The following is a 22,665-nucleotide window of genomic DNA, read 5'->3' as shown; positions in this document are numbered from 1 at the left end:
ACAGCGAAAGAACTCAATGTAGATCATGGCGATCTATTGGTTGGAGAAGAACAACTAAATGGCTGGATTTGGTGTAGCAGATTATCTGATGATCAGTCTGGCTGGGTGCCCTTAGAGGTGTTAAGTCAGATTTGATTGAGAACTATTTTAAGATGCTAGCTGTTTCTTCGGAAAATAGCTTCCTCAGGAAAATGACAAAGCCTGATTTTAATTAAATGATGATTATGCTTTGCTAAAATCTCTCGTTTATTCGCTACTTTGTTTTGACTTCGCGTACAGCGCCAAATTCATATTTATCAGGCCAATTACAAACATCTGACACAATACATTCATGGCATTTCGGTTTCCGTGCAATACAGCAATATCGCCCATGTAAAATTAACCAATGATGCGAGTCTATAATAAATTCTTTTGGAATCACTTTGATTAGACGATGCTCGACCTCAAGTACATTTTTTCCTACAGCAAGTCCAGTACGATTGCCAACTCGGAAGATATGCGTATCTACAGCCATTGTAGGCTGACCAAAGGCGGTATTCAGCACAACATTGGCAGTTTTGCGTCCTACACCGGGTAAAGCCTCTAAATCAGCACGATTATCTGGAACTTGGCTATTGTGCTTCTCAATCAGAATTTTACAGGCTTTAATCACATTTTCAGCTTTGGCATTATATAAACCAATGGTTTTAATATATTGTTTTAAACCGTCTACACCCAATGCATAAATCTGTTCAGGGGTATTGGCGACAGGAAATAACTTATCAGTGGCTTTGTTGACACTTATATCTGTGGCTTGAGCCGATAAAGTAACAGCAACAAGCAACTCAAATGGGTTTGAGTAATTGAGTTCTGTTTTCGGATTTGGGCGTTGCTCGCGTAATCTTTCAAAGAAAATCTGAATCTGCTTTTTGGTCATATTCTTTACAGTCATGATGCATCCTCTTGCAAAACAGATAACTGTTGAATCAATTCATTTAATTGATGTTGCTTATTTTCATCTGCTCGAACACTCAATTGTTTCTCTAATTTTTTAATTTGAGTTCGCAGCTTAGCCAATTGAATGGTGGTTTTAGCATCTGTAACAATTGGATTTTTTATTATGGGTTGGTTGATTTCAATTGTAGGTAAAGCCTGACTTTGCTGTGTTATTTGTGCAAAGAGTTCAGTGTCGATTTCTGCACGAACCACAGGGCCTTTACGATGGATGCGTAGCTTTTCTTCACGTTGAATATGGGCATAGTAACGACCACGTAAGTCATTTTGTTCTAAGAAACGTTGTTCGTCATTTGGAATAGGCTGGATGTCTTCAACTAAATCGATGCAATCTACTGGGCAAGGAGCAATACATAGTTCACAACCAGTGCATAAATCTGTAAGTATGGTATGCATTAGTTTACCAGAACCAATAATGGCATCTACAGGGCAAGCACTGATGCATTTGGTGCAACCGATACATTCATCTTCACGAATAATAGCTTTCATGCGTTGTGGGCGGCCATCGCTTTGAATTGGCCAGACACTTGGTTCAGCAACGAGTTTATTGCGATTGAGTATATCAGCAAGCGCATCTGCAACAGGTTGCCCACCTGGCACACATTTATTGGCTGCTTCACCTTTTTCTACAATAGATTTTGCATAAGGTAGACACCCATCACGGTGACCACAGAGTCCACATTGTGTTTGTGGCAAAATAGCATCTATTTGCTGAATGAAGGAAAGCGATGAATTCATGTGAATAAAACTTTAAAGAAAAATGAACAAATACTTGGTAAAAGCGAAGAATATTTTGCAATTTTAGCATGTTTTACAGTGAAAATCTTTGCTCTAATTTGGCGCTAAAAATGCGCTAATTTAGATCAAAATATTCAATAATTTTGGTTTAAAAACGCCAACAAATTGACATTTTATTTGGGGTTGATTAGAAATTATCATATTGAATTTAAATATTATTTAAAAAAACATTTGAAAAAAGGTTGTGGATTATATACAAAAGGGATTAAATACTTTGCGCCAAAATTTATCATTTTATTAAAAGGGTTGACCTTTTTTGTATCATTTTCTGCTGAGGAATGAGCGTTGAAATATAATAGCCTGAATGACTTTTTAAATTACGTTAAAGCACGTGATCCAAATCAACCAGAGTTTTTACAAGCTGTGGAAGAAGTTATGACCAGTTTGTGGCCATTTATTGAGAAAAACCCAGAGTATGCTGAGCACGGTTTGCTTGAACGTCTTGTTGAGCCAGAACGAGCGATTCAATTCCGGGTTTCATGGGTAGATGACAAGGGCCAAACTCAAGTTAACCGTGCTTTTCGTGTTCAATATAATTCTGCTATTGGTCCATTTAAAGGCGGCATGCGGTTTCACCCATCTGTAAACCTTTCTATTTTAAAATTTTTAGGTTTTGAGCAAACGTTTAAAAATGCTTTGACTACACTACCAATGGGTGGCGGTAAAGGTGGTTCTGATTTTGATCCGAAAGGCAAGTCAGACGGTGAGATCATGCGTTTTTGCCAAGCATTAATCATCGAACTATACCGACATCTAGGTTCAAATACTGATATTCCAGCAGGGGATATTGGTGTGGGTGGCCGTGAAGTGGGTTACATGGCGGGTATGATGAAAAAGCTCAGTAACGACACTTCGTGTGTATTTACGGGTAAAGGTTCATCATTTGGTGGTTCTTTGGCTCGCCCAGAAGCAACTGGTTTTGGTACAGTTTATTTTGCTGAAGAAATGCTAAAAACTCGCGGTGAAAGCTTTAAAGATAAAACTGTGGTGATTTCAGGTTCGGGCAACGTTGCGCAGTTTGCTGCAGAAAAAGCTATTTATTTAGGCGCGAAAGTGGTTTCATTGTCTGACTCAAATGGCACGGTACATGTAAAAAATGGCTTTACCAATGAGCTTCTTGCCGAAGTGATGGAACTTAAGAACGTAAAACGTGGACGTATTTCTGAATTTGCTTCAAAACACGGTTTTGAATATTTAGAAGGTCAACGCCCTTGGTCAATTCAGTGTGATATTGCATTGCCATGTGCAACTCAAAATGAATTAAATGAAGAAGATGCAGATGTACTTCTTGCCAATGGTGTAATCTGTGTTGCTGAAGGTGCCAATATGCCTTCAACACTAGAAGCTGTAGAAAAATTTGTAGAAGCAAAAATTCTTTATGCGCCAGGTAAAGCGTCTAATGCAGGTGGTGTTGCCACCTCTGGCCTTGAAATGTCACAAAATTCGATTCGTTTGGGGTGGACATTTGAAGAAGTGGATGAGCGCTTACATGCGATTATGAAAGAAATTCACCGTAACTGTGTGAAGTATGGTACTCAAGCAGATGGCACAGTGAACTATGTAAATGGTGCAAATATTGCTGGTTTTGTAAAAGTTGCAGATGCAATGTTGGCGCAAGGCGTGTTCTAATTTCTGTTTGATTTTGAACTTAAAACCGATGCTTTTGCATCGGTTTTTTCTGAGCAATTAAAACAGTGACAAGCTTATTTTTTAGGAATCGTTTCAACAACTGAATCGAGCTCATATTGGTATTGAGACTGATCAGCGGCCGGATTGACAATTTCTGTGCGCTTGACCTTAATAATTTGATAAGACTTTGAATTATGGGTAAAGCCGTCAATAGAATCATAAAAATAACTCGCTTCTTTTTCGCTATAATTTTTTTGACCAGTTTCGCTTATTGTCAATTCACGGACTAAAAAACAGGTTTGTGGTGCAACACCAGTACAGGGTCGAATTTCAGGACTGACTTCTAAAAAAATAATTTGTGGTTGAACTGTTGTATTTGAAATTTGGGTCTCTATATGTGCAGGCGTCGGAACTTTTTGAGTTGTAGATTCTTCGCTACATGCTATGACGAGCAACGGTAAGAGCAGTAAAATGCTTGATTTGTGATTCATAGTTTTACCTTTATCGATCTTCCTAAATTAAAAATGTGCTTTCATGCAATGACTATTGATTGCTTAAGTTTCTATTATTGAGTGTTTAAATTCACTGTTATTTAACTATTGTGCAGTGTTTGGGGGCTTTGCATCGATTAAAATTAAAAGGTAGACCTTAAGGTAGAAATGTTTTGATTATCTGGTTGAAAAAGCATGAAGCTGAATTAAATCTATATGTTTATAAGTAGCTAAAATGAAAAGCTGAAGTTGAACTTCAGCTTTTCTATACAATTATTTTAAAGTTTCACGTTCGATAATCATGTCTTGGACATAAGCGTATTTAGACTGATCAGCCGCTGGGTTTTTAATCTCATAACGTTTTACACGAACCACTTGACGTTCAGCAGGGCTATGAGTAAAGCCTTCGATATCGTCATAGAAATATGTCCAATCTTTATCTACTTGCGTTTTTACACCATTATCAGCATATTTGATTTCGCGTACTTGTAAGCACTGCATTTTTCTTACACCAGCAGAACATTCTTTGGTTTCTGGGCTGATTTCTAAGAAAATTGTTTCACCTTGGCTTTGGTATTTAGTTTCAGGTGTCATTTTACCAGTAAATACAACTTTACCGCCTGTCGCATTTACCAAGGTAAGCGTTGGGTTTTCAGTATTTGCTGTATCAAGTACAAATGCTGTTTTATTCGATTGGAACAATGCCGCAGCAAAACTTTCCTGTTTCATTAATTCAGGGGAACACATCATGTTTGTTGAGGCGATATTTCCTGTTACTAATAAACCATTCTCAACTTTAGCACTTGTCATTAGTCGGTTACAGCCAGTTGCAACATTTAAACGTTGGTCTGCAAAGTTAAGTACGATGGGTTGCTTGGTATCTGCTGGTTGATAAGACCATTGATAAGCATTTAATGTTTGCTCTGCATTACCTTGTTGTTGTAATACTTTCACTGCGGTATCACCCAATTTTTGAATATCGCCAGATTGGCAAGCCGCGAGGGCTAAAGGAAGTACAGCTAATGCTAAATATTTGAATTTCATATTCTATTCACGTTTTAAAAAACTATGCATAGGATAAACCATGAAACACTAAAAGATATGGATACAATTTATTAATTCGGTTTCAATATGTATCCATATAACTAAAAGTTAAACAATAATTAACAAATTTTTATTATTCCAACTAAATTTTGATCAATTAGGTTCTTTAGTCAAAACGATAAATATCCATACCTAGCGCACCCATTGAAAAACTACTGTGGACAATACTAAAGCGGTGACCAGTGCCCATTGCAAAGAACAAAGGTGCAAAGTGTTCAAGTGTTGGGTGATTCTTCTGTAGATAAGGAATGCTATCCCATTCCAATACAGCATCATAATTACTATGATTGAGTTTGCTCACCACATAATTTCTAAATGTAGATGCCCATTCCGGGACATTCTCATCTTTGCCGTTCCATGACAATTCTCTTAAATTGTGAGTGATGCTACCTGAACCAATCAATAAAATTTGTTTTTCACGGAGTGGGGCAAGTGCTTGACCAATTTGGTAGATTTGATCAGCATGCATATTCATAGGTAAAGAAATTTCAATGACTGGAATATCTGCCTCAGGGTACATATGTAATAAAGGCATCCATACGCCATGATCACGTGGTCGAGTACTATTTGCATGTGCAGGAAGATGTGCTTCAGCCAAGAGATGCAAAATTTCTTCCGCTAATTCAGGATTTCCTGGTGCGGGATAGCGAATCTCATACAGCGCTTGAGGAAAACCACGAAAGTCATGCCATGTTTCAGGGCGTACACCTGTATTGACTTCTAAAGCCTCACTTTCCCAATGGGCAGACATCACCACGATGGCTTGTGGTTTTGGCAAATTTAGACCAAGACGATGTAGAGCAGGACCGACTTGTTCAGGATCTAGCGCAAGCATGGGAGAGCCATGTGAAATGAATAAACCTGGGAGTGTTTGTAAGTTCATATCTTTGTGCCTAAATGATCATTAAATACAGCGTGAATTGCCCATTCTAGCTAAAATGTATGCTCTCAATAAGCCTTTTATTTCAACAGACTGTTTCATCAATGCAACTTTTGCCCAATTACATGACTAGCCTGCACGATGATACGGATGATTATGATTAATACTCATCGCACGATAAAGTTGTTCAATCAGCATAACCCGAACCAATGGATGGGGCAGAGTTAGTTTTGACAGTGACCAGTGCCAAGCAGCAGCTTTTCGCACGGCTTCAGAATGCCCATCTGGTCCGCCAATGGCCAGTGCAACATCATTACCTTCAAGCATCCAGCCTTTCATGGTTTCAGCCAGCTTTTCAGTACTAAATTCACGTCCGCCTACTTCAAGTGCAATCAATACTTCATTGTGTTTCAGTTGGCTGAGAATACTATCACCCTCAATTTGGCGATATTTTAAAATATCTGCTTCTGAATCATTTTTGCCACGCTTTGCCATCGGGAGTTCAATAATTTGCGTCTGTACAAAAGGTTGGATTCTTTTGAAGTAATCTTCAAAACCAGTTAATACCCAAGCAGGCATTTTTTGACCAATGGTCAGAATACGGATTTTCATATTAACAATTTCTAACGTGGTAATTGCATCATTATAGCGCGATATTGGTTATTCTCAGGCGTACAACAAGAACTGAATGTCTAACTGCTGTTTTTTTAAATTATAGCTATACCAACACGCTTTTAAATTGGATTTATACATGCAAATAGGTTATCCAAATTTTTTAAATTTAAATTATCTTTTCATTATATTGCTCAGCTGTGTGCTTTCAACATGGAGTGTAGCCGCAGAACAACGCTATGATCAGCAAGCTGAACCTGATCGTTTAAACAGTTATTTACAACAAGTGATTCACCCACAAGCGTTTCGAAATTATCAAAATATTCAAGAGCTCGATCGAGTTGCGGCTTTCATTAAACAACAACTTGAACAGTTTGCGATTCCTTGTGAATACCAGCCTTATCAAGTCAAAGGCAAAACTTATCGAAATGTAATATGTCACTTACAAATGGGGCACGCCAAAAAAGTGATTCTTGGTGCCCATTATGATGTTTATGGGAATTTCAAAGGTGCTGATGATAATGCTTCTGGTGTGGTGGGGCTGATTGAGACAGCGCGAATTTTGGCAGTTAATAAAGCCAATCTTAAACAGAATGTTGATTTTGTCTTTTATACTTTGGAAGAACCTCCGTATTTCCGTACAGAACATATGGGGAGTTATATTCACGCACAATCCATTTTAAAACAAAAAGATCAAATTCAAGCGGTGTATATTTTGGAAATGATTGGATATTTTGACCATAAAAATGTTCAGGATTATCCATCCGGATTAGCTCTGTTTTATCCCAAACATGGAAATTTTATTGGCGCAGTGAGTAATTTCACTTCACGTGGATTGGGTGAAAAATATTGTGATGCCATGAAAGCGTTAAAACGCCTTGATTGTCAAAGATTGATAGCGCCATCATTTGTACAAGGCGTGGATTTCTCAGATCATTTGAATTATTGGCTTTTCGATATACCTGCTATTATGATCACAGATACGGCTTTTTTTAGAAATAAGTATTATCATACCCAAGACGATACTGTTGAAAAACTCAATTTAAATAAGATGGCAGAAGTTATCAATGGTGTGGTGTATACAGTTTTACAAGACTGATATTTTTCAATCAGGTTATATCATTTGCTATTTTGATCAAAGGAGAGCTTATGCAATACGGTGCAATGCAATTGCTCTCGATGTGGATTAAGGATCGGAAAATACAGAATCAATCGGTACATACCTTAGAAGCTTATTTCCGAGATGTGGCTAACTTTATTGACTTTTGCTATGACAAGCAGATGGAGTTAAAACAAGTCGAAGCTACTGATTTAAGAGAGTATGTGGCTTATCGTGTCGAAAAAGATCAGCTTTCAACCAGTAGTTTACAACGGCATTTAACTTCAATTCGTCAGTTTATGAAGTGGGCTAAACAGGGTGATTATTTAGAAATCAATGCAGCTGATGATTTTCAGATAAAGCGGCAATCTCGACCATTACCAGGGATGATTGATATTGAAACGGTCAATCAGATTATGGATCAGCCCGAGCCTGAAAAGCCTGGAGAAAAGCAGTTGTGGTTACGAGATAAAGCTATTCTGGAATTGCTCTATTCCAGTGGCTTACGCTTGGCGGAAGTGCAAAGTTTAACTATACGGGATATTGATTTTACCCGCCATTTATTGCGTATCACGGGTAAGGGGAATAAAACTCGAATTGTACCTTTTGGCTCTAAAGCGAGAGAGAGTCTGATTGAATGGTTAAAAATTTATCGAATCTGGCAGGGGGAGTTTAGCCCTGAGTCTTTGGTATTTATTACCCAACGCGGCACAAGTATTACCCCACGTCAGATTGAAAATCGAGTCAAATATCAAGCACTACGTGCAGGGGTAAATGTTGATTTACACCCACATTTATTGCGCCACTGTTTTGCCAGTCATATGTTATCCAATAGTGGAGATCTGCGTGCAGTGCAAGAAATGCTAGGACATAGCAATTTAACCACGACACAGATTTATACCCATGTCGATTTTGATCATCTGGCACAAGTCTATGATCAAGCGCATCCAAGAGCTGCTGCATCGAAAATAAAAGATTGACCTTGCATATAAGGCTTTATTAAGCGTTGATCTTTGTATTTTGTAATGAATAGACCTGCTGAGAAGTACTGTTAGTTTTTGATAAAATGCACAGCGCTTAAACACATTTAGCACAGAAAAAAGTCGAATAGATAATTGTTTTTAAAAATGCTCTCATGTATATCTAGGTTTCTTATTTATTCAATACATTTCTATTGATTCAATTTTGCAGAAAAATTAGGTCTTTCAATGATCCCTGAACTTGAACAAAAATATAAGCAACTGACTGACGCTCAAAAAGAAATTTTTAAGGGCTATGGCTTACGTCAAATTAAACATTTTGTAGAATTCAGCCTTCCCAAAATTGAGGCAACGTTACCGCAAGAAGGAAAAGTATTGGGTATCAATGCTGAGGGTAAAGTTCAAGCTGTAAATACAGCAACTAATCAGACCTATTTATGGATATCAGACCAACAATGGCAAGCGGCCCAAACAGTGTCTAATCATATTGATTTAAAAGAAGACTTTATTGAGATTTGGCAAGTGCTGGAGCTCAAAAATCAAGATTTGATTGATTTAAGCCATATTCATCGTGATTTTTTAGCAAGCATGGCGAAATAGTTCAATACTCAAATTGAAAATCTTGTTTTTGGATTCGATAGAGCTTCTCTTCATGTAGTGGATGGTGCTCATCAAAATCAGGATGCAGAAAGTCATGAGAAAAGCTCATTCCAATTTTTTTCATGACATTTTGCGACGCAAAATTATGTTTAGATGTAAATGCAACAATTTCTTGAAAATTCAGTTCTTCAAATGCAAATCTTAGACAAGCTTGAGCTGCCTCAGTTGCATAGCCTTTATTCCAAAATTTTGGATCAAGCCGCCAGCCGATTTCTATACATGGTGAAAATTCAAATTTTGAGGGTTGTTGATGTAGTCCCACACATCCAATAAATTCTTGGGTTTCAATCAATTCAACAGCCCAAAGTCCCCAGCCTTTGATTTCGATTAAATATTTAATCTGATTTGCCAGTTCGTCACTTTGCTCACGATTTAAAATTTTTGGGAAAAATTGCATCACTTCAGGGTTTGCTGTGATTTTTGCAAATGCATCGTAATCAGAAGCTTGCCATTGTCGAAGTAAAAGACGATCTGTACATAATTCATAAATCATTTTTATTGAATATCCTGATTAAAGCACTACTTAAGTAGAAGAGGGGAGAATTTTTAGCGTATTGCCTCAGTCAAATTTTCACCTATGATATATAATTTTACATCGTCTAAGATAATCCGCATATTGACCAGCGTTACAGCTTTGGATTTTGTATACGGTAAAGTACATGTTCAGCCAAAGCATGGTTTTTGTCTAAAACGGGATGCATAAAGTTCTCGACATAATCCATACCAAGTCGTTGCATTACTTTTTCCGAAGCTTGATTCAGTACAGTTGTGAACGAAACAACCTGTTCTAAAGCCAATTTTTCAAATGCAAACTTTAAACATTGCTGAGCGGCTTCCGTTGCATAACCTTGATGCCAATATTGCTGTGCCAAGCGCCAACCAATTTCAACACAAGGAGAGAAAGTAAATTTTTCCGCTTGATTGGCTAGACCCACAAAACCGATAAATTGCTGATTTTCTTTTAACTCAACCGCCCAAAATCCCCAACCATATTCAGTAATTGTGTCTTGAAATCGACCTGCCAAAAGGTCACTTTCATTTTTTGACAAGGCCGCTGGAAAATACCGCATAACATCTGGATCAGCATTTAAATCTGCAAAAACATCAAAATCACGAACTTGCCATTGTCTAAGAATAAGTCTAGGTGTTTCTAATTGAACGGGGGGAGTAAATGTTTTCATATTCACCTAATGCGTATTTTTGAATTATAAATCTTCAAGAGGTAGCTGAAAGCTTTGTTTAATGATTTGACTTGGGACATCGGTTTTTACACTGGTAATACCATTCTTCTTGGTCAAATGTGTCGACTGAAATTTACGGTAGCTTTCTAAATCGGGGACGACCACTTTTAACATCGCATCACATTCACCCAGAATAATATAACACTCCATGACCTGAGGCAGTTCTTTCATTGCTTCAATAAAGGTATCAATGGTTTCAGCATCTTGTCCTAACAGCCAGATTCTTGAGAATAGTATCAATTGAAATCCAATTTTTTGTGGATCCACCACTGTTGTATAGTTTTGGATGACTTTAGCTTCTTCTAAGAGTCGAATTCGTCTCAGACATGATGAGGGCGAGAGCCCAATCTCACGAGCCAAATCATTATTTTGGATTCGGCCATTGGCTTGTAAAGCCCGAATGATATTTTTATCAATACGATCTAGTTTGATTAGAATAGTCTTAGATGAAATTTTCATAAATTAGAATTTAATTCGAAAAATAATCATTATTATAGAATATTTGAAATCCTATTTTAAGCATTTTAAAAGATACTGTTTTCTTCTCGCAGTCAAACTTCAGAAAGGGAAAAGAGATGTCTGTATTTGTACTTTTTGCCTTAACGGTACTTCCGTTAATTTTCACACCAGGACCAGATATGTTATTTATCCTGTCACAAGTGATAGGTAAAGATGCGAAAGCAGGCATGATGGCGACAATCGGTATTTGTTCTGGCTATCTGGTTCATTCGATTCTGGTTGCGCTTGGAATTGTTGCAATTATTGTTTCATTCCCAGTATTGTTTGAGACGATTCGATATTTGGGGATCGCCTATTTATTGTATTTGGCATTTCATTTGATTAAATCAGTATTTAGCCCAAAGGCATTACGTATTGAACAGAAAGCAGTTTCAAATCCTATTCGCAAAGGCTTTGTTACGGCATTGTTGAATCCAAAAGGCATGTTGATCTATTTTGCGATTTTGCCACAATTTATCGATAAATCAGGCAACACCGTGTTTCAAGGCTTGGCTTTGTCAGCAATTTTTATTGCTTTGATTTTCTTGGTGTATTGTGGTTTGAGTCTTTTGATTGCTCAATTGACCAAAAAGCAGCACATCAATGAGCGTAAGCAAAAATGGATTGATGGTGGTTCAGGGACTTTGTTGACTATTGCAGCCGCATGGTTATTGGTAAATTAATCCAAGCAGAAACAAACGGGTAATTCTGAAAAGAAGCCCGTTTTTGTATATTTAGTATTTTGTTACAAGTTTAATGCCAAAAAGTTCACAAATTTAATCAATAAACATACTTAGAAAAATTGCTGATTCTGTCTAAAATGACAGAGTGTAGCAGTATCGATGAACGGGTGGTGTCATCCCTTTGATTGATTGATAATTTATCTTAATTTTTTTGATTATTTATACAGAATCTATACAAATAATGTTATTTATCAATATATAAATATTGTCGAAATAGTAGCCTTATGTGTCTAAGTTAAAATATTTAGAAAAAATGTGAACTGTACGTTCAAGCTTTTTTATGACTTTTTACAGCAGTTTTGCGAATTGTGACTTGACCGAAATGCCAATCACATTGCAAGATAGGACACCTAAATAATTTTAAATGAAGCGTTATTATAACTCTTCTTAACATTTACTTTTGCTAAAACAGCCGAGGATTACATGAAGGCTCTTGTTGCTGTAAAACGTGTGGTTGATGCCAACGTTAAAGTTCGCGTTAAACCGGACAATAGTGGGGTAGACCTTACTAACGTTAAAATGTCAATTAACCCATTCGATGAAATCGCAGTTGAAGAAGCGGTTCGCTTAAAAGAAAAAGGAACAGTTTCAGAAATCGTTGTTGTTTCTATTGGACCAAAAGAAGCGCAAGAACAAATTCGTTCTGCTATGGCGCTTGGTGCAGATCGCGGTATTTTAGTTGAGGCTGATGACAGTCAACTTGGCGCTTTAGAAGTTGCTAAAATCCTAAAAGCTGTTGTTGAACAAGAACAACCACAACTTGTGCTTTTAGGTAAGCAAGCAATTGATGACGACTCTAACCAAGTTGGTCAAATGTTGGGGGCTTTACTTGGCGCTGGTCAAGGTACATTTGCTTCTGTAGTAACTGTAAATGGCGATAAAGTTCAAGTAACTCGTGAAGTTGACGGCGGTTTACAAACTGTTGAGTTAAATACTCCAGCGATCATTACCACTGACTTACGTTTGAATGAGCCACGTTATGCTGCGCTTCCAAACATTATGAAAGCACGTAAAAAGCCACTTGATACGAAAACTCCTGCAGATTTCGGTGTTACAGCAACTTCTAAACTTAAAACAGTTAAAGTTGAACCACCTGCAGAGCGTAAAGCTGGTGTACAAGTGAAGTCTGTAGACGAGCTTGTTGAAAAACTTAAAAATGAAGCGAAAGTGATCTAATACAGAAGGATAAAATCATGAGTATTTTAGTTATCGCTGAGCACGACAATAAGACACTTAACGGTGCAACTTTAAACGTTGTTGCTGCGGCTCAAAAAATCGGTGGTGATATCACTGTATTGGTTGCAGGTTCTGGTGCTCAAGCAGTTGCAGATGCTGCTGCGAAAGTTGCTGGTGTAAGCAAAGTTTTGCTTGCTGACGATGCAGCTTATGCAAACCAATTGGCTGAAAACGTAGCGAAACTTGTTGCTGAATTAGGTAAAGGTTATTCACATATCCTTGCTGCTTCAACAACAACAGGTAAGAACATCTTGCCACGCGCTGCTGCACTTTTAGACTCAAGCATGATCACTGACATCATTGCTGTTGAAGGTCCTAAAACTTTCAAACGTCCAATTTATGCAGGTAATGCAATTGCTACAGTTCAATCTGACGAAGCAATTGTTCTTGCAACTGTACGTGGTACAGCTTTTGATCCTGTTGCTGCTGAAGGCGGTTCAGCTGCAGTTGAATCAGCGGCTTCTACAGGTGATGCAGGTATTTCTAAGTTCATTTCTGAAGAAATTGTGAAATCAGAACGTCCTGAATTAACTGCTGCGCGTATCGTTGTATCGGGTGGTCGTGGTGTTGGTTCTGGTGAGAACTATCATAAAGTACTTGACCCACTTGCTGACAAGCTGAGTGCAGCTCAAGGTGCTTCACGTGCTGCGGTTGATGCTGGCTTCGTTCCTAACGATATGCAAGTTGGTCAAACTGGTAAAATCGTTGCGCCTGATCTCTACATCGCTGTAGGTATTTCTGGTGCGATCCAGCATTTGGCAGGTATGAAAGATTCTAAAGTGATTGTTGCAATCAACAAAGATGAAGAAGCACCAATCAATGCTGTAGCTGACTACTGGTTAGTTGGTGATTTGAATACTGTTGTTCCTGAATTAGTTTCTAAGCTTTAATTCTCGAATTAAGTTTCAAAAAACGCGCTTAGGATTTCCTAAGTGCGTTTTTTTTTTCAAATTTATTGATTAAATAGATGGATTGTATGTGCGGATAAATAAAGTCGTGGTGGTGGGTTATTCTCTATGCTAATAAAGAAACTCTGAGTAGCTTCTCTCATAAGACCTTTTTTTATAGTGTAAATCAATTTAAAAGCTCCTTTATGGTCATTTTTCCCATAGGTATAAGGAACCTTGCAAAACTAATACGATTCAAGCTACATGATCTTTTCTTGATTTATAAAAGGGATTTTTAAACATAAGGTATCATAAAATAAAAACAGTGATCAAAAATGCTATTTTCATTTTTTCTGATATTAATTCTTACGTCTAAAGTACTGTAATTTGAGTGGTTATTTTATCTATAATTAATTGATATAAATAGATAAGTTTTTTAAGGAATATTGCGAGAGAGAATGAGTAGATAAATGCCTTGAAGTCTAATTTTAAACCCTATAAGATCAAATGATAAACATAATTAAATTTTCAATCGTATACTGACAACATGCAGAAAATTCCAGTTTAAATCAGTTGTTACAGACACAAACATATCCTTTAACTCTGTAGCTGTTTTTCACCATTTTTTTAATTCTATATTTGTTGGCGCATTAGACTGGCTGATTCTGTCATTTTAGACGCTGTGTTTTTCCATTACTGCTCAATTCCATATCATCTCACCTAGAATAGCTATAAATATGAAGTGTCCCAAATGTTACGCTGAGAATATCAATGAAGCCATGAAATGTGGTATTTGTGGTACTCGTTTAAAACATGTTAAACAGACTAACGATTTAACAGGCAATAGTAATGTTGAATTTTCTGTACGCCGTGAAAATAAGCAGGGACAGTCAAATCCCACGCATAATATAAAACCTCGACAGACTCCGCCGAACAATGAAACAGAAAGCAATCAGCATGCTTCTGTAGGAGATAAGGCGAGTGCATTACTTGAATCATGGCAGCAGAAAGTTGCACATACTCAAAGAGAGTCTCAGAATCAGCCTAAAAAGAAAAATTTTAAAATTGTCTGGATACTTTTAGCTGTATTTTTGTTTGGTCCGGCAGTGCTTGGGGTTATTTCAAGTGTCGTTATTCCTATCGTGATGTCTGTAATTGGGGCATCCAATCAAGATGAGGCTGCGATCACAGATGAAGCACTTCCTGCAAGCGAAGAGGTGGTGTCTAATGAATATCAAGCGCGTTATTTTGATATGCAAGCTTATCAAGCGCGCTTAACAGAGTATTATGATGTCAAGCATCGTTTTGCAACGAGCCTAAAAGATATTGAAAAGTTTGAACAGACTCAGTTTAGTGATTTTATTTTTGATCAAATTGAAATTACACAGCAAGGAGTTCTAGTGGGTAAATTCACTGATACTCCTGCAAGTCGAATATATATGGTTCCACAGCTTGAAAATAATAAAATTCATGATTGGCAATGTTATCGTGTAGCAATCAGTGATGATTTGCTGCAACACTGTGAATTGATTCAGGCAGATCCATATAAATGATAGAAATTCACAAAACTCTATATTTGGAAGTGTTTAGATTTTTCTGATCAGTGGAGTTAGACTCCGTATTGCTTTGCTCATATTTTTTGCCATATTGGATTTTATAGGGCAATTTTCAAGTTTGAGTTTTTTAATCGATCCGAAGCAAAACTGTTTGATGTGATTTATTTTTTACTAATAAACATAACAAAAATAGTCAATGAAGCACATCATTGGGTATGATTGGATAGAAAAAATCTAGGTTTCGAGATAAAAATACCCATTCATTTATAAATTTAACGATGCTTAATTGAGTGGACAATCAGGCGTTTTTTTATTGTCAATAAATCGTTAAAATTGTTTAAAAATACTACAAAAAATCATGATTATAGTGTGGTTGGATAGGCACAAAATCGCTTGGTTTTATGCTATACTGTGCGACTGAATTTTAGATTTTGGCTCAACGCTTTTTGAGCTAAATTTTGACTAGCTAGATTATATAAATGAGCAGTAGCAGTTTGCACTGTTTGTAATAAGGAGTATGCATGAGCGTATCGGAAATTAGACCGATTGCCATTGAGGATGAACTAAAAAGCTCATATCTCGATTATGCCATGAGTGTTATTGTATCTCGTGCATTACCAGACGTGAGAGATGGTTTAAAACCTGTTCATCGTCGTGTGCTGTTCGCTATGCACGAGTTAGGCAACGACTATAACAAAGCCTATAAAAAATCTGCACGTGTTGTTGGTGACGTAATCGGTAAATATCACCCACATGGTGATTCAGCTGTTTATGAAACAATTGTTCGTATGGCTCAAGATTTTAGTCTACGTTATCAATTGGTTGATGGTCAGGGTAACTTTGGTTCTGTCGATGGTGACAGCGCAGCAGCAATGCGTTATACCGAAGTGCGTATGCGTAAGCTCACCCATGAAATGTTAGCTGACTTGGAAAAAGATACAGTCGAGTGGGAAGATAACTACGATGGCTCTGAGCGTATTCCTCAGGTTATGCCAACACGTATTCCTAACTTACTGATCAATGGTGTGACAGGTATTGCTGTCGGTATGGCGACCAACATGGCGCCACACAACATGACAGAAGTAGTTAATGCATGTTTGGCTTATGCAAATAATCCAAACATCTCAATTGAAGGGTTGATGGAATATATTTCTGGTCCAGATTTCCCTACAGGCGGCATTATCTATGGTAAATCAGGAATTGTAGATGCTTACCGTACGGGTAAAGGTCGTTTGCATATTCGTGGTAAATACCATTTTGAAGAAGATCAAAAAACTGGTCGTACGACGATTGTTTTCACTGAAATTCCTTATCAGGTCAATAAAGCAAGAACCATTGAACGTATTGCTGAATTGGTCAAAGAGAAAAAACTTGAAGGTATTTCAGAACTTCGAGACGAATCTGATAAAGACGGGATGCGTATTGCAATTGACTTAAAGCGTGGCGAAAACGCTGAAGTTATTGTTAATAACTTATTTTTAAATACTCAACTTGAAAATTCATTCAGTATCAACATGGTTTGCTTGGATAATGGCCAACCTAAACTGATGAATTTAAAAGACATCATTGCGGCATTTATTCGTCACCGTCAAGAAGTGGTGACGCGCCGTACCATGTTTGAATTACGTAAAGCGCGTGAACGTGGTCATATCTTAGAAGGTTTGACTGTTGCTTTAGCCAATATTGATGAAATCATCGAAACCATTAAGACTTCTGCGAATCCAGCTGAAGCACGTGAGCGTTTACTTGCTGGCGAATGGGCGGGTGGAAATGTTGTTGCATTGCTAGAAAAAGCGGGTGCAATTTCAGTTCGCCCAGATGAGATTGAAGGTGAAGATCCAAGTCGTCCATTTGGTTTAGACGGTCAGCTTTATCGTTTATCTCCAGCTCAAGTTGGTGCAATTTTAGAATTACGTTTACATCGTTTAACAGGGCTTGAACAAGATAAATTACAAGCTGAATATTCTGAAATTTTAGCTCAAATTGCTGAACTTACCGCAATTTTAAATGACTTCAATCTTTTGATGAATGTGATTCGTGAAGAACTTGCATTGGTTCTTCAACAATATGGCGATGCACGTAAAACGGATATTGTTGAATCACGTATTGATTTCTCTCGTGAAGATTTGATTCCAGAAGAGCAAGTTGTTTTAACTGTTTCAAAAACAGGGTATGCAAAAACGCAACCATTGTCTGATTATGCTGCACAGCGCCGTGGTGGACGTGGTAAATCTGCAACTTCGATGAAAGAAGACGATTATATTCAACATTTAATTGTGACATCGAACCATGCAACTGTATTGTGCTTTACCAATGTAGGTAAAGTTTATCGCTTAAGAGTATTTGAAGTACCTCAAGCGTCACGTGGTGCAAAAGGTCGCCCAATGGTGAACTTATTACCACTGGATGCAGAAGAGACCATTACAGCGATTCTTCCTGTTATCGATGCACCGAAGAAATTTACAGAGCGTTTAACAGAGTTTAGAACTTTTGTCCGTGCCAACGTTGCTCAACTGCGTCAAAATACAATTATCGACTCACATTATGAAGCACTAAAAGCTGCGTTTGCAGATCTTGGTGAAAATCCAGATGACTTATCAGATGCTTTACGTAAGCAACTCAAAGAAATTGGTATTGAACTTTCTGCTTCTGATCTTGATGATGAATTAATCGCTGAATTTGCTGAACGTGTAGAAAGTGTTCGTAAAAACTTCTATGTATTTATGGCAACAGCATCAGGTACAGTAAAACGTGTTGAATTAGAGCAGTTTGGTAATGTTCGTTCAAATGGTTTACGTGCGATTGAGTTGAAAGAAGAAGATACTTTAATTGGTGTTGCAATTACTGATGGCGAACAGCAAATCATGTTGTTCTCGAATGAAGGTAAAGCAATCCGTTTCTCTGAAACTGATGCTCGTGTGATGGGTCGTACTGCGAAAGGTGTTCGTGGTATGCGTGTGGCATTGGCTGCGGCACAAACAGAAGAAGATGTTGAAGTTGATGTAGATTCAGATGATGAAGATACTATAGATTCGAATACCAATGTGGTTAGCCGAATCGTTTCGTTAGTTGTTGTACCAGAAACTGGCGAAGTATTATGTGCTTCTGCAAATGGTTATGGTAAACGTACACCAGTAGATGACTTCCCAACTAAAAAACGTGGTGGTAAAGGTGTTATTGCAATTAAAACATCTGAACGTAATGGTGAGTTAGTGGGTGCTGTTGCCATCGATGAATCTAAAGAATTAATGTTGATTTCTGATGGTGGAACACTGGTTCGTACCCGTGCTTCTGAAGTAGCGAGAACAGGTCGTAATGCCCAAGGTGTTCGTTTGATCCGCTTAGGTAATGAAGAAGTCTTGGTCGGTGTGGTTGCGGTTGAAGCTGTCGAAGCTGATGATGAGATTATCGATCAGTTAGATGTAATTGAAGGCGAGACTACTTTAGAGTCAGAGAGTTTAATTGATTCAGAAAAATTAGTTGATGATGAAACCGTTATGGATCAAGTTGAGACTGAGTCTAATAATACTGAATCTGACGAGTAATTTTTAGAGAAATAAAAAGAGCGCTTAGGCGCTCTTTTTTTGTATTCTGATCAAGCTTATAAAATCTACAGTTCTGTTTAAATCTTATGAATTGAGCTAACAATACATAGCTTTTTTCTAACGAAAACCAAATAAAAATAAGTAAAAGTAAATACGAACAAAGCTATAATCAAGTTTTTGATTATAAAATAAATATGCTTAAACTGATCTACTATGTTCCAGAATCACACCTTGAAGCAACCAAACTTGCAATTTTTCAAGCAGGAGCGGGTGGTATTGGTGATTATGAACATTGCGCTTGGCAAGTGTTAGGAACAGGGCAATTTAAACCGTTAAGCGGTGCACAGCCTTTTATAGGCGAGTTAGATCATTTAGAGCAATTGCCTGAATGGCGAGTGGAAACTATCGTTCCTGAACACAAGGCCAAACAAGTGGCAATCGCTTTAAAAGCAAGTCATCCTTATGAAGAACCTGCTTTTGAGTTTATTCAAATCATTGATATTGAATAATAGTTTAAAAATCTCAACCCGCTTCTGAACAAAGAGGAGGAATTTATAAGCTAAAATTAAACTTTTTGAATAAACAAATCACGATCAAAACGGTATTGTGGGAAGAATACGCCATCTTCAGCACGTTCACCGGCACTAATCACCATGACTGGAAATTCTTTATCACCTAGATTGAGGATCTTGCGAACTAAGGGTTCATCAAAACCTTCCATCATGCAACTGTCAAAACCATAAGCACGTAAAGCCAGTACCAAGTTTTCACAAGCCAAGGCTGTTGTTTTACTGGCCCAAAGCTTTGCATCAGCTGGGTTGAATGCAGTGACAGGAAGTTGTTTATCTAAAGTGCGTGCTACTTTAAAAGCCACCTTTTTAAAGTTACCTAAAGCATTCAGATAACCTGTTTTATAGTTATATGCAATAAATTTATAATATTGTTTTACAGCTCTTGGCGCTTCTGGCATTGGGAAATGGGTTAAATTGTTTTTTGCCATTTCATCAATACGGTCAATACGTGCCACACATACAATCAGTTCTGCGGCTGTTTTTGCTGATAATTGGCTTAAACAAGCTTTGACTAATTGTTTCTTTTTCGCTTGAGACTGAACCACATAGAACGTCCAAGGCTGAAGATTTGATGAGTTTGGTGCCAATAAAGCCAAATCTAAACAAGCATCTAAAACATCGGCAGGAATTTGCTTTTCAGTGTATTTACGTACTGAGCGACGACTTTCTATGACTTTACGGAAATTTTCAATATCGATATCTTGTGGAGCGGGTTCGTAATAGCGCTTCTTGGTCGTTGTATCTTGTGACATGATCTTTACCCATAATTAAATGATATGTTTTATTGGATTCAAAATGACAAAAGCCACTGAATATTAGTCATGCAGTGGCTTTTGACAGATTCTCTCAATTAATTAAATTGAGAGAAGTTTGGCTTACGCTTTTGCATAAATGCGGCAACGGCTTCAGCCATTTCAGGTGATTTAACGCGTTGCATAAAGATCACCGCTTCATCATCCACGCATTGAATAATCTCTTCAAGATTATGCTTCATTAATGCTTTGGTTTGTTTGATTGAAGCCAACGGAAGTGCTGCTAGGGTCTGTGCTTGGTGTAAAGCGTGACCATATACATCGTCTTCAATACTATTGATTAAGCCAGCATTGAGCGCTTTTTCACTGTTAAATTTTTGTGCAGTTAACAGTAATTCAGCCGCTTTATGATATCCCGCTTGTTGAATTAAGAGTTTACTGGAAGCACCCTCAGGAGAAAGTCCCAGACTGACAAATGGGATTTGGAATAGGGCAGTATTGTCTGCATACACGAGGTCAGCATGTAAAAGTACTGTTACTCCGATCCCGATCGCCACACCACGTACTGCGCAGATCAATGGTTTAGATAAACGTGCAGCAGATTTTAATAATACAAATGGAGGGCCGTCACCTTCTTTACCTTCAAGTGGTTGTTGAATGAAAGCCATAAAATCTTTCATATCATTACCTGCACTAAAGTCAGCATCTGCGCCACGTAAGATTACCACACGAACATCACGATCTTGATCAGCTTCATCTAGGGCTTTTGCAATCCATAGATATAATTCACCATACAGTGCATTTTTTGCTTCTGGTCGATTAATTGCTAAAGTCAGTACACCATTCTCTAAATTTGCGTTTAAATGTTGATGTGGCTGTTGAATACAACTAAGTGTCATCGTACTATCCTTGCTTTAAAATTTAATTGGATTTTATGCCCTCATTATGTCGCATATTTGAAATTCTGTTGCAACTGATGAGTTCATAAAAAATTACTTTTATGACTTATAAATTTGATTATCTTGTTTATATTGGACGTTTTCAGCCCTTTCATCTCGCGCATATGCAAACTATTAAAATTGCATTACAACAAAGCCAATATGTAATTTTGGCCTTGGGTTCTGCGCAAAATGAACGGAATACTAAAAATCCTTTTCTGGCATCAGAACGGGAACAAATGATTTTATCTAATTTTTCTGAAGCGGATCAAAAACGAATCAAATTTGTACATGTTATTGATGTTTATAATGATACTAAATGGGTAGAGCTGGTTAAGTCCTTGGTGAATGCTACAGTTTTAGAGACTGATAAGATTGGTTTAATTGGTCACTTTAAAGATGATTCATCTTATTACTTAAAACTATTTCCAGAATGGCAAATGGTTGAATTGGATAGTTTAGTTGGCTCTATCTCTGCGACCCCACTACGTGAGGCATATTATCGTGGTGAAGTTTATCAGGTCGAGTTTCCTTTGGGCACAGCTGAGTTTTTAGAGAAATTTCAGAAAACGGAAATTTACCAACAATTAAAGTACAAATACCAAACGCAAGACAAATCAAATCTTTAATGTTTTTTGTGTGCATTGCAATACACTGAATAGAAATATATAGAATATGAATGGAGTATTGCATGCAGTTTAAATCAGTCGCTATAAACGGAGTTTTATTGGGTAGCTTCGTTATTTCGATTTCAAGCTATGCCGCGTCTTGGACATTGACACCCAATAGTGATGTTGGATTTCATATCGACTCATTGGGTATGAACATCGTCAAAGGGCAATTTAAGCGTGTTAATTCTTCCCTTAATTTTGATACGAGCGCTCCGCAAAATGCATCTACTGAATTTGTGATGGATGTAAATAGCCTAAGCATTAATAAATCTTCTTTAAAAAATATGATTATGGGTGAAGATTTATTTTACGCTGCTAAATATCCTTCCGCTTCTTTTAAAAGTATGGCATTTAAACCGCTTGCTAATAATAAATATCTAATTTCAGGTAATTTAACCTTGCGTAATGTGACTAAGCCTGTAACTTTTAATGCGACAATTAAACCCAATCTAAATAATCCAAAATTGCTAGATTTTAGTTCTACTACAGTCATAAAGCGTAGTGATTTCGGAATGAAAAAAGCTGTGGGTGGCGTTGGAGAAAAAGTGAATATCCAAGTGTCTGGGCAGTGGAGGATAAAGTAATAACGTATAGTGCCCAACATAATTAGCATAATATCTATAACGTAGTTTTACATTTTTTATTGTTCAATTATTTATTGTATATCTATCGCATAGCGATACGGATATCATTTTTACGCGGGGACGATTCACTCATTCGACAATTTTTTTGGTACTTAGATACTTTAACTCTGAGTACTAGAACAAAGCACAATTTTTT

At 37.4% G+C, this 22,665-nt stretch carries 23 protein-coding genes; 12 read left to right on the top strand and 11 right to left on the bottom strand.

Features of this window, described 5'->3' with window-relative positions; all coding sequences use genetic code 11:
* Positions 1-253: 253 nt before the first annotated feature.
* Complete coding sequence (gene nth / locus WFN33_RS04465) at positions 254-931, bottom strand: endonuclease III (protein WP_336951781.1); 678 nt, start codon at positions 929-931, stop codon at positions 254-256.
* Entirely contained in the window at positions 928-1,731 is an 804-nt protein-coding gene (locus WFN33_RS04460) for an RnfABCDGE type electron transport complex subunit B (protein WP_336951780.1), read from the bottom strand. Before WFN33_RS04460 ends, nth begins: the two co-directional genes overlap by 4 nt.
* A 345-nt stretch (positions 1,732-2,076) precedes the next feature.
* Between WFN33_RS04460 and gdhA the strand changes: the two genes are divergently transcribed.
* Positions 2,077-3,420, top strand: a complete 1,344-nt coding sequence (gene gdhA / locus WFN33_RS04455) for an NADP-specific glutamate dehydrogenase (protein ID WP_336951779.1) — start codon at positions 2,077-2,079, stop codon at positions 3,418-3,420.
* Positions 3,421-3,494: 74 nt separating this feature from the next.
* Here gdhA and WFN33_RS04450 read toward each other — a convergent pair whose 3' ends face one another.
* The 4 genes from WFN33_RS04450 to rlmH form a co-directional block, all read right to left on the bottom strand.
* A complete protein-coding gene (locus tag WFN33_RS04450) occupies positions 3,495-3,911 on the bottom strand; it encodes a DUF4377 domain-containing protein (RefSeq protein WP_336951778.1) in 417 nt (138 codons plus the stop codon).
* 273 nt (positions 3,912-4,184) lie between these two features.
* Positions 4,185-4,955, bottom strand: a complete 771-nt coding sequence (locus WFN33_RS04445; protein ID WP_336951777.1) for an META and DUF4377 domain-containing protein — start codon at positions 4,953-4,955, stop codon at positions 4,185-4,187.
* A 166-nt stretch (positions 4,956-5,121) separates the two neighbouring features.
* Positions 5,122-5,898 carry a dioxygenase family protein gene (locus WFN33_RS04440; RefSeq protein WP_004717246.1) on the bottom strand — a complete coding sequence of 259 codons (777 nt, stop codon included), beginning with the start codon at positions 5,896-5,898 and terminating at the stop codon, positions 5,122-5,124.
* Positions 5,899-6,024: 126 nt separating this feature from the next.
* Complete coding sequence (rlmH, locus tag WFN33_RS04435) at positions 6,025-6,507, bottom strand: 23S rRNA (pseudouridine(1915)-N(3))-methyltransferase RlmH (RefSeq protein WP_336951776.1); 483 nt, start codon at positions 6,505-6,507, stop codon at positions 6,025-6,027.
* A 139-nt stretch (positions 6,508-6,646) separates the two neighbouring features.
* On the opposite strand from rlmH, the gene WFN33_RS04430 reads away from it, so the two are divergent.
* The 3 genes from WFN33_RS04430 to WFN33_RS04420 all read left to right on the top strand — a co-directional run bounded on the left by WFN33_RS04430 (position 6,647) and on the right by WFN33_RS04420 (position 9,186).
* Positions 6,647-7,606, top strand: a complete 960-nt coding sequence (locus tag WFN33_RS04430; RefSeq protein WP_336951775.1) for a M28 family peptidase — start codon at positions 6,647-6,649, stop codon at positions 7,604-7,606.
* An 80-nt stretch (positions 7,607-7,686) separates the two neighbouring features.
* A complete protein-coding gene (locus WFN33_RS04425; RefSeq protein ID WP_336952130.1) occupies positions 7,687-8,586 on the top strand; it encodes a tyrosine recombinase XerC in 900 nt (299 codons plus the stop codon).
* Positions 8,587-8,814: 228 nt separating this feature from the next.
* Positions 8,815-9,186, top strand: a complete 372-nt coding sequence (locus tag WFN33_RS04420; protein ID WP_004717237.1) for a hypothetical protein — start codon at positions 8,815-8,817, stop codon at positions 9,184-9,186.
* Between the two features lies 1 nt (position 9,187).
* Here WFN33_RS04420 and WFN33_RS04415 read toward each other — a convergent pair whose 3' ends face one another.
* The 3 genes from WFN33_RS04415 to WFN33_RS04405 form a co-directional block, all read right to left on the bottom strand.
* Positions 9,188-9,739 carry a GNAT family N-acetyltransferase gene (locus WFN33_RS04415; protein ID WP_336951774.1) on the bottom strand — a complete coding sequence of 184 codons (552 nt, stop codon included), beginning with the start codon at positions 9,737-9,739 and terminating at the stop codon, positions 9,188-9,190.
* A gap of 133 nt (positions 9,740-9,872) precedes the next feature.
* A complete protein-coding gene (locus WFN33_RS04410; RefSeq protein ID WP_336951773.1) occupies positions 9,873-10,427 on the bottom strand; it encodes a GNAT family N-acetyltransferase in 555 nt (184 codons plus the stop codon).
* 24 nt (positions 10,428-10,451) lie between these two features.
* On the bottom strand, positions 10,452-10,946 hold the full coding sequence (locus WFN33_RS04405) for an Lrp/AsnC family transcriptional regulator (RefSeq protein ID WP_336951772.1): 495 nt from the start codon (positions 10,944-10,946) through the stop codon (positions 10,452-10,454).
* A gap of 116 nt (positions 10,947-11,062) precedes the next feature.
* On the opposite strand from WFN33_RS04405, the gene WFN33_RS04400 reads away from it, so the two are divergent.
* The 6 genes from WFN33_RS04400 to WFN33_RS04375 all read left to right on the top strand — a co-directional run bounded on the left by WFN33_RS04400 (position 11,063) and on the right by WFN33_RS04375 (position 19,461).
* Positions 11,063-11,668, top strand: coding sequence for a LysE family translocator (locus tag WFN33_RS04400; protein WP_336951771.1), 606 nt, complete (start codon positions 11,063-11,065; stop codon positions 11,666-11,668).
* A 483-nt stretch (positions 11,669-12,151) separates the two neighbouring features.
* Entirely contained in the window at positions 12,152-12,904 is a 753-nt protein-coding gene (locus WFN33_RS04395) for an electron transfer flavoprotein subunit beta/FixA family protein (protein WP_004823176.1), read from the top strand.
* 17 nt (positions 12,905-12,921) lie between these two features.
* Positions 12,922-13,854: an FAD-binding protein gene (locus WFN33_RS04390; protein ID WP_004717227.1), complete on the top strand. Its 933-nt coding sequence runs from the start codon at positions 12,922-12,924 to the stop codon at positions 13,852-13,854.
* A gap of 734 nt (positions 13,855-14,588) precedes the next feature.
* Positions 14,589-15,404 (top strand): zinc ribbon domain-containing protein, encoded by an 816-nt coding sequence (locus WFN33_RS04385; RefSeq protein ID WP_336951770.1) that lies wholly within the window; start codon positions 14,589-14,591, stop codon positions 15,402-15,404.
* Positions 15,405-15,928: 524 nt separating this feature from the next.
* Positions 15,929-18,952 carry a DNA gyrase subunit A gene (gene gyrA, locus WFN33_RS04380; RefSeq protein ID WP_336951769.1) on the top strand — a complete coding sequence of 1,008 codons (3,024 nt, stop codon included), beginning with the start codon at positions 15,929-15,931 and terminating at the stop codon, positions 18,950-18,952.
* 194 nt (positions 18,953-19,146) lie between these two features.
* On the top strand, positions 19,147-19,461 hold the full coding sequence (locus WFN33_RS04375; RefSeq protein WP_336951768.1) for an NGG1p interacting factor NIF3: 315 nt from the start codon (positions 19,147-19,149) through the stop codon (positions 19,459-19,461).
* Positions 19,462-19,517: 56 nt separating this feature from the next.
* Here WFN33_RS04375 and WFN33_RS04370 read toward each other — a convergent pair whose 3' ends face one another.
* Both WFN33_RS04370 and WFN33_RS04365 read right to left on the bottom strand, forming a co-directional pair.
* Positions 19,518-20,276, bottom strand: coding sequence for a nitroreductase family protein (locus WFN33_RS04370; protein WP_004717220.1), 759 nt, complete (start codon positions 20,274-20,276; stop codon positions 19,518-19,520).
* A gap of 98 nt (positions 20,277-20,374) precedes the next feature.
* Complete coding sequence (locus WFN33_RS04365; RefSeq protein ID WP_004717217.1) at positions 20,375-21,175, bottom strand: enoyl-CoA hydratase; 801 nt, start codon at positions 21,173-21,175, stop codon at positions 20,375-20,377.
* A gap of 101 nt (positions 21,176-21,276) precedes the next feature.
* On the opposite strand from WFN33_RS04365, the gene WFN33_RS04360 reads away from it, so the two are divergent.
* Together WFN33_RS04360 and WFN33_RS04355 are read left to right on the top strand one after the other, a co-directional pair.
* Positions 21,277-21,843, top strand: a complete 567-nt coding sequence (locus tag WFN33_RS04360; RefSeq protein ID WP_336951767.1) for a nicotinate-nicotinamide nucleotide adenylyltransferase — start codon at positions 21,277-21,279, stop codon at positions 21,841-21,843.
* 62 nt (positions 21,844-21,905) lie between these two features.
* Positions 21,906-22,469, top strand: a complete 564-nt coding sequence (locus tag WFN33_RS04355; RefSeq protein WP_336951766.1) for a YceI family protein — start codon at positions 21,906-21,908, stop codon at positions 22,467-22,469.
* Positions 22,470-22,665 lie beyond the last annotated feature (196 nt).

Source organism: Acinetobacter sp. AS167 (assembly GCF_037152175.1).
Lineage (GTDB): Bacteria > Pseudomonadota > Gammaproteobacteria > Pseudomonadales > Moraxellaceae > Acinetobacter.
Note: the sequence above shows the minus strand (reverse complement) of the source record. Positions and strands in the feature narration are given on the sequence as shown.

Excerpts from the sequence above, each read along its gene's own strand:
- WFN33_RS04355 (WP_336951766.1), top strand. The coding sequence starts at position 21,906 with ATGCAGTTTAAATCAGTCGCTATAAACGGAGTTTTATTGGGTAGCTTC.
- WFN33_RS04360 (WP_336951767.1), top strand. The coding sequence starts at position 21,277 with ATGACTTATAAATTTGATTATCTTGTTTATATTGGACGTTTTCAGCCC.
- WFN33_RS04400 (WP_336951771.1), top strand. The coding sequence starts at position 11,063 with ATGTCTGTATTTGTACTTTTTGCCTTAACGGTACTTCCGTTAATTTTC.
- nth (WP_336951781.1), bottom strand. The coding sequence starts at position 931 with ATGACTGTAAAGAATATGACCAAAAAGCAGATTCAGATTTTCTTTGAA.
- WFN33_RS04395 (WP_004823176.1), top strand. The coding sequence starts at position 12,152 with ATGAAGGCTCTTGTTGCTGTAAAACGTGTGGTTGATGCCAACGTTAAA.
- WFN33_RS04450 (WP_336951778.1), bottom strand. The coding sequence starts at position 3,911 with ATGAATCACAAATCAAGCATTTTACTGCTCTTACCGTTGCTCGTCATA.
- WFN33_RS04440 (WP_004717246.1), bottom strand. The coding sequence starts at position 5,898 with ATGAACTTACAAACACTCCCAGGTTTATTCATTTCACATGGCTCTCCC.
- gyrA (WP_336951769.1), top strand. The coding sequence starts at position 15,929 with ATGAGCGTATCGGAAATTAGACCGATTGCCATTGAGGATGAACTAAAA.
- WFN33_RS04375 (WP_336951768.1), top strand. The coding sequence starts at position 19,147 with ATGCTTAAACTGATCTACTATGTTCCAGAATCACACCTTGAAGCAACC.
- WFN33_RS04365 (WP_004717217.1), bottom strand. The coding sequence starts at position 21,175 with ATGACACTTAGTTGTATTCAACAGCCACATCAACATTTAAACGCAAAT.
- WFN33_RS04420 (WP_004717237.1), top strand. The coding sequence starts at position 8,815 with ATGATCCCTGAACTTGAACAAAAATATAAGCAACTGACTGACGCTCAA.
- WFN33_RS04415 (WP_336951774.1), bottom strand. The coding sequence starts at position 9,739 with ATGATTTATGAATTATGTACAGATCGTCTTTTACTTCGACAATGGCAA.
- WFN33_RS04425 (WP_336952130.1), top strand. The coding sequence starts at position 7,687 with ATGTGGATTAAGGATCGGAAAATACAGAATCAATCGGTACATACCTTA.
- rlmH (WP_336951776.1), bottom strand. The coding sequence starts at position 6,507 with ATGAAAATCCGTATTCTGACCATTGGTCAAAAAATGCCTGCTTGGGTA.
- WFN33_RS04410 (WP_336951773.1), bottom strand. The coding sequence starts at position 10,427 with ATGAAAACATTTACTCCCCCCGTTCAATTAGAAACACCTAGACTTATT.
- WFN33_RS04370 (WP_004717220.1), bottom strand. The coding sequence starts at position 20,276 with ATGTCACAAGATACAACGACCAAGAAGCGCTATTACGAACCCGCTCCA.
- WFN33_RS04445 (WP_336951777.1), bottom strand. The coding sequence starts at position 4,955 with ATGAAATTCAAATATTTAGCATTAGCTGTACTTCCTTTAGCCCTCGCG.
- WFN33_RS04405 (WP_336951772.1), bottom strand. The coding sequence starts at position 10,946 with ATGAAAATTTCATCTAAGACTATTCTAATCAAACTAGATCGTATTGAT.
- WFN33_RS04430 (WP_336951775.1), top strand. The coding sequence starts at position 6,647 with ATGCAAATAGGTTATCCAAATTTTTTAAATTTAAATTATCTTTTCATT.
- WFN33_RS04390 (WP_004717227.1), top strand. The coding sequence starts at position 12,922 with ATGAGTATTTTAGTTATCGCTGAGCACGACAATAAGACACTTAACGGT.
- WFN33_RS04385 (WP_336951770.1), top strand. The coding sequence starts at position 14,589 with ATGAAGTGTCCCAAATGTTACGCTGAGAATATCAATGAAGCCATGAAA.
- WFN33_RS04460 (WP_336951780.1), bottom strand. The coding sequence starts at position 1,731 with ATGAATTCATCGCTTTCCTTCATTCAGCAAATAGATGCTATTTTGCCA.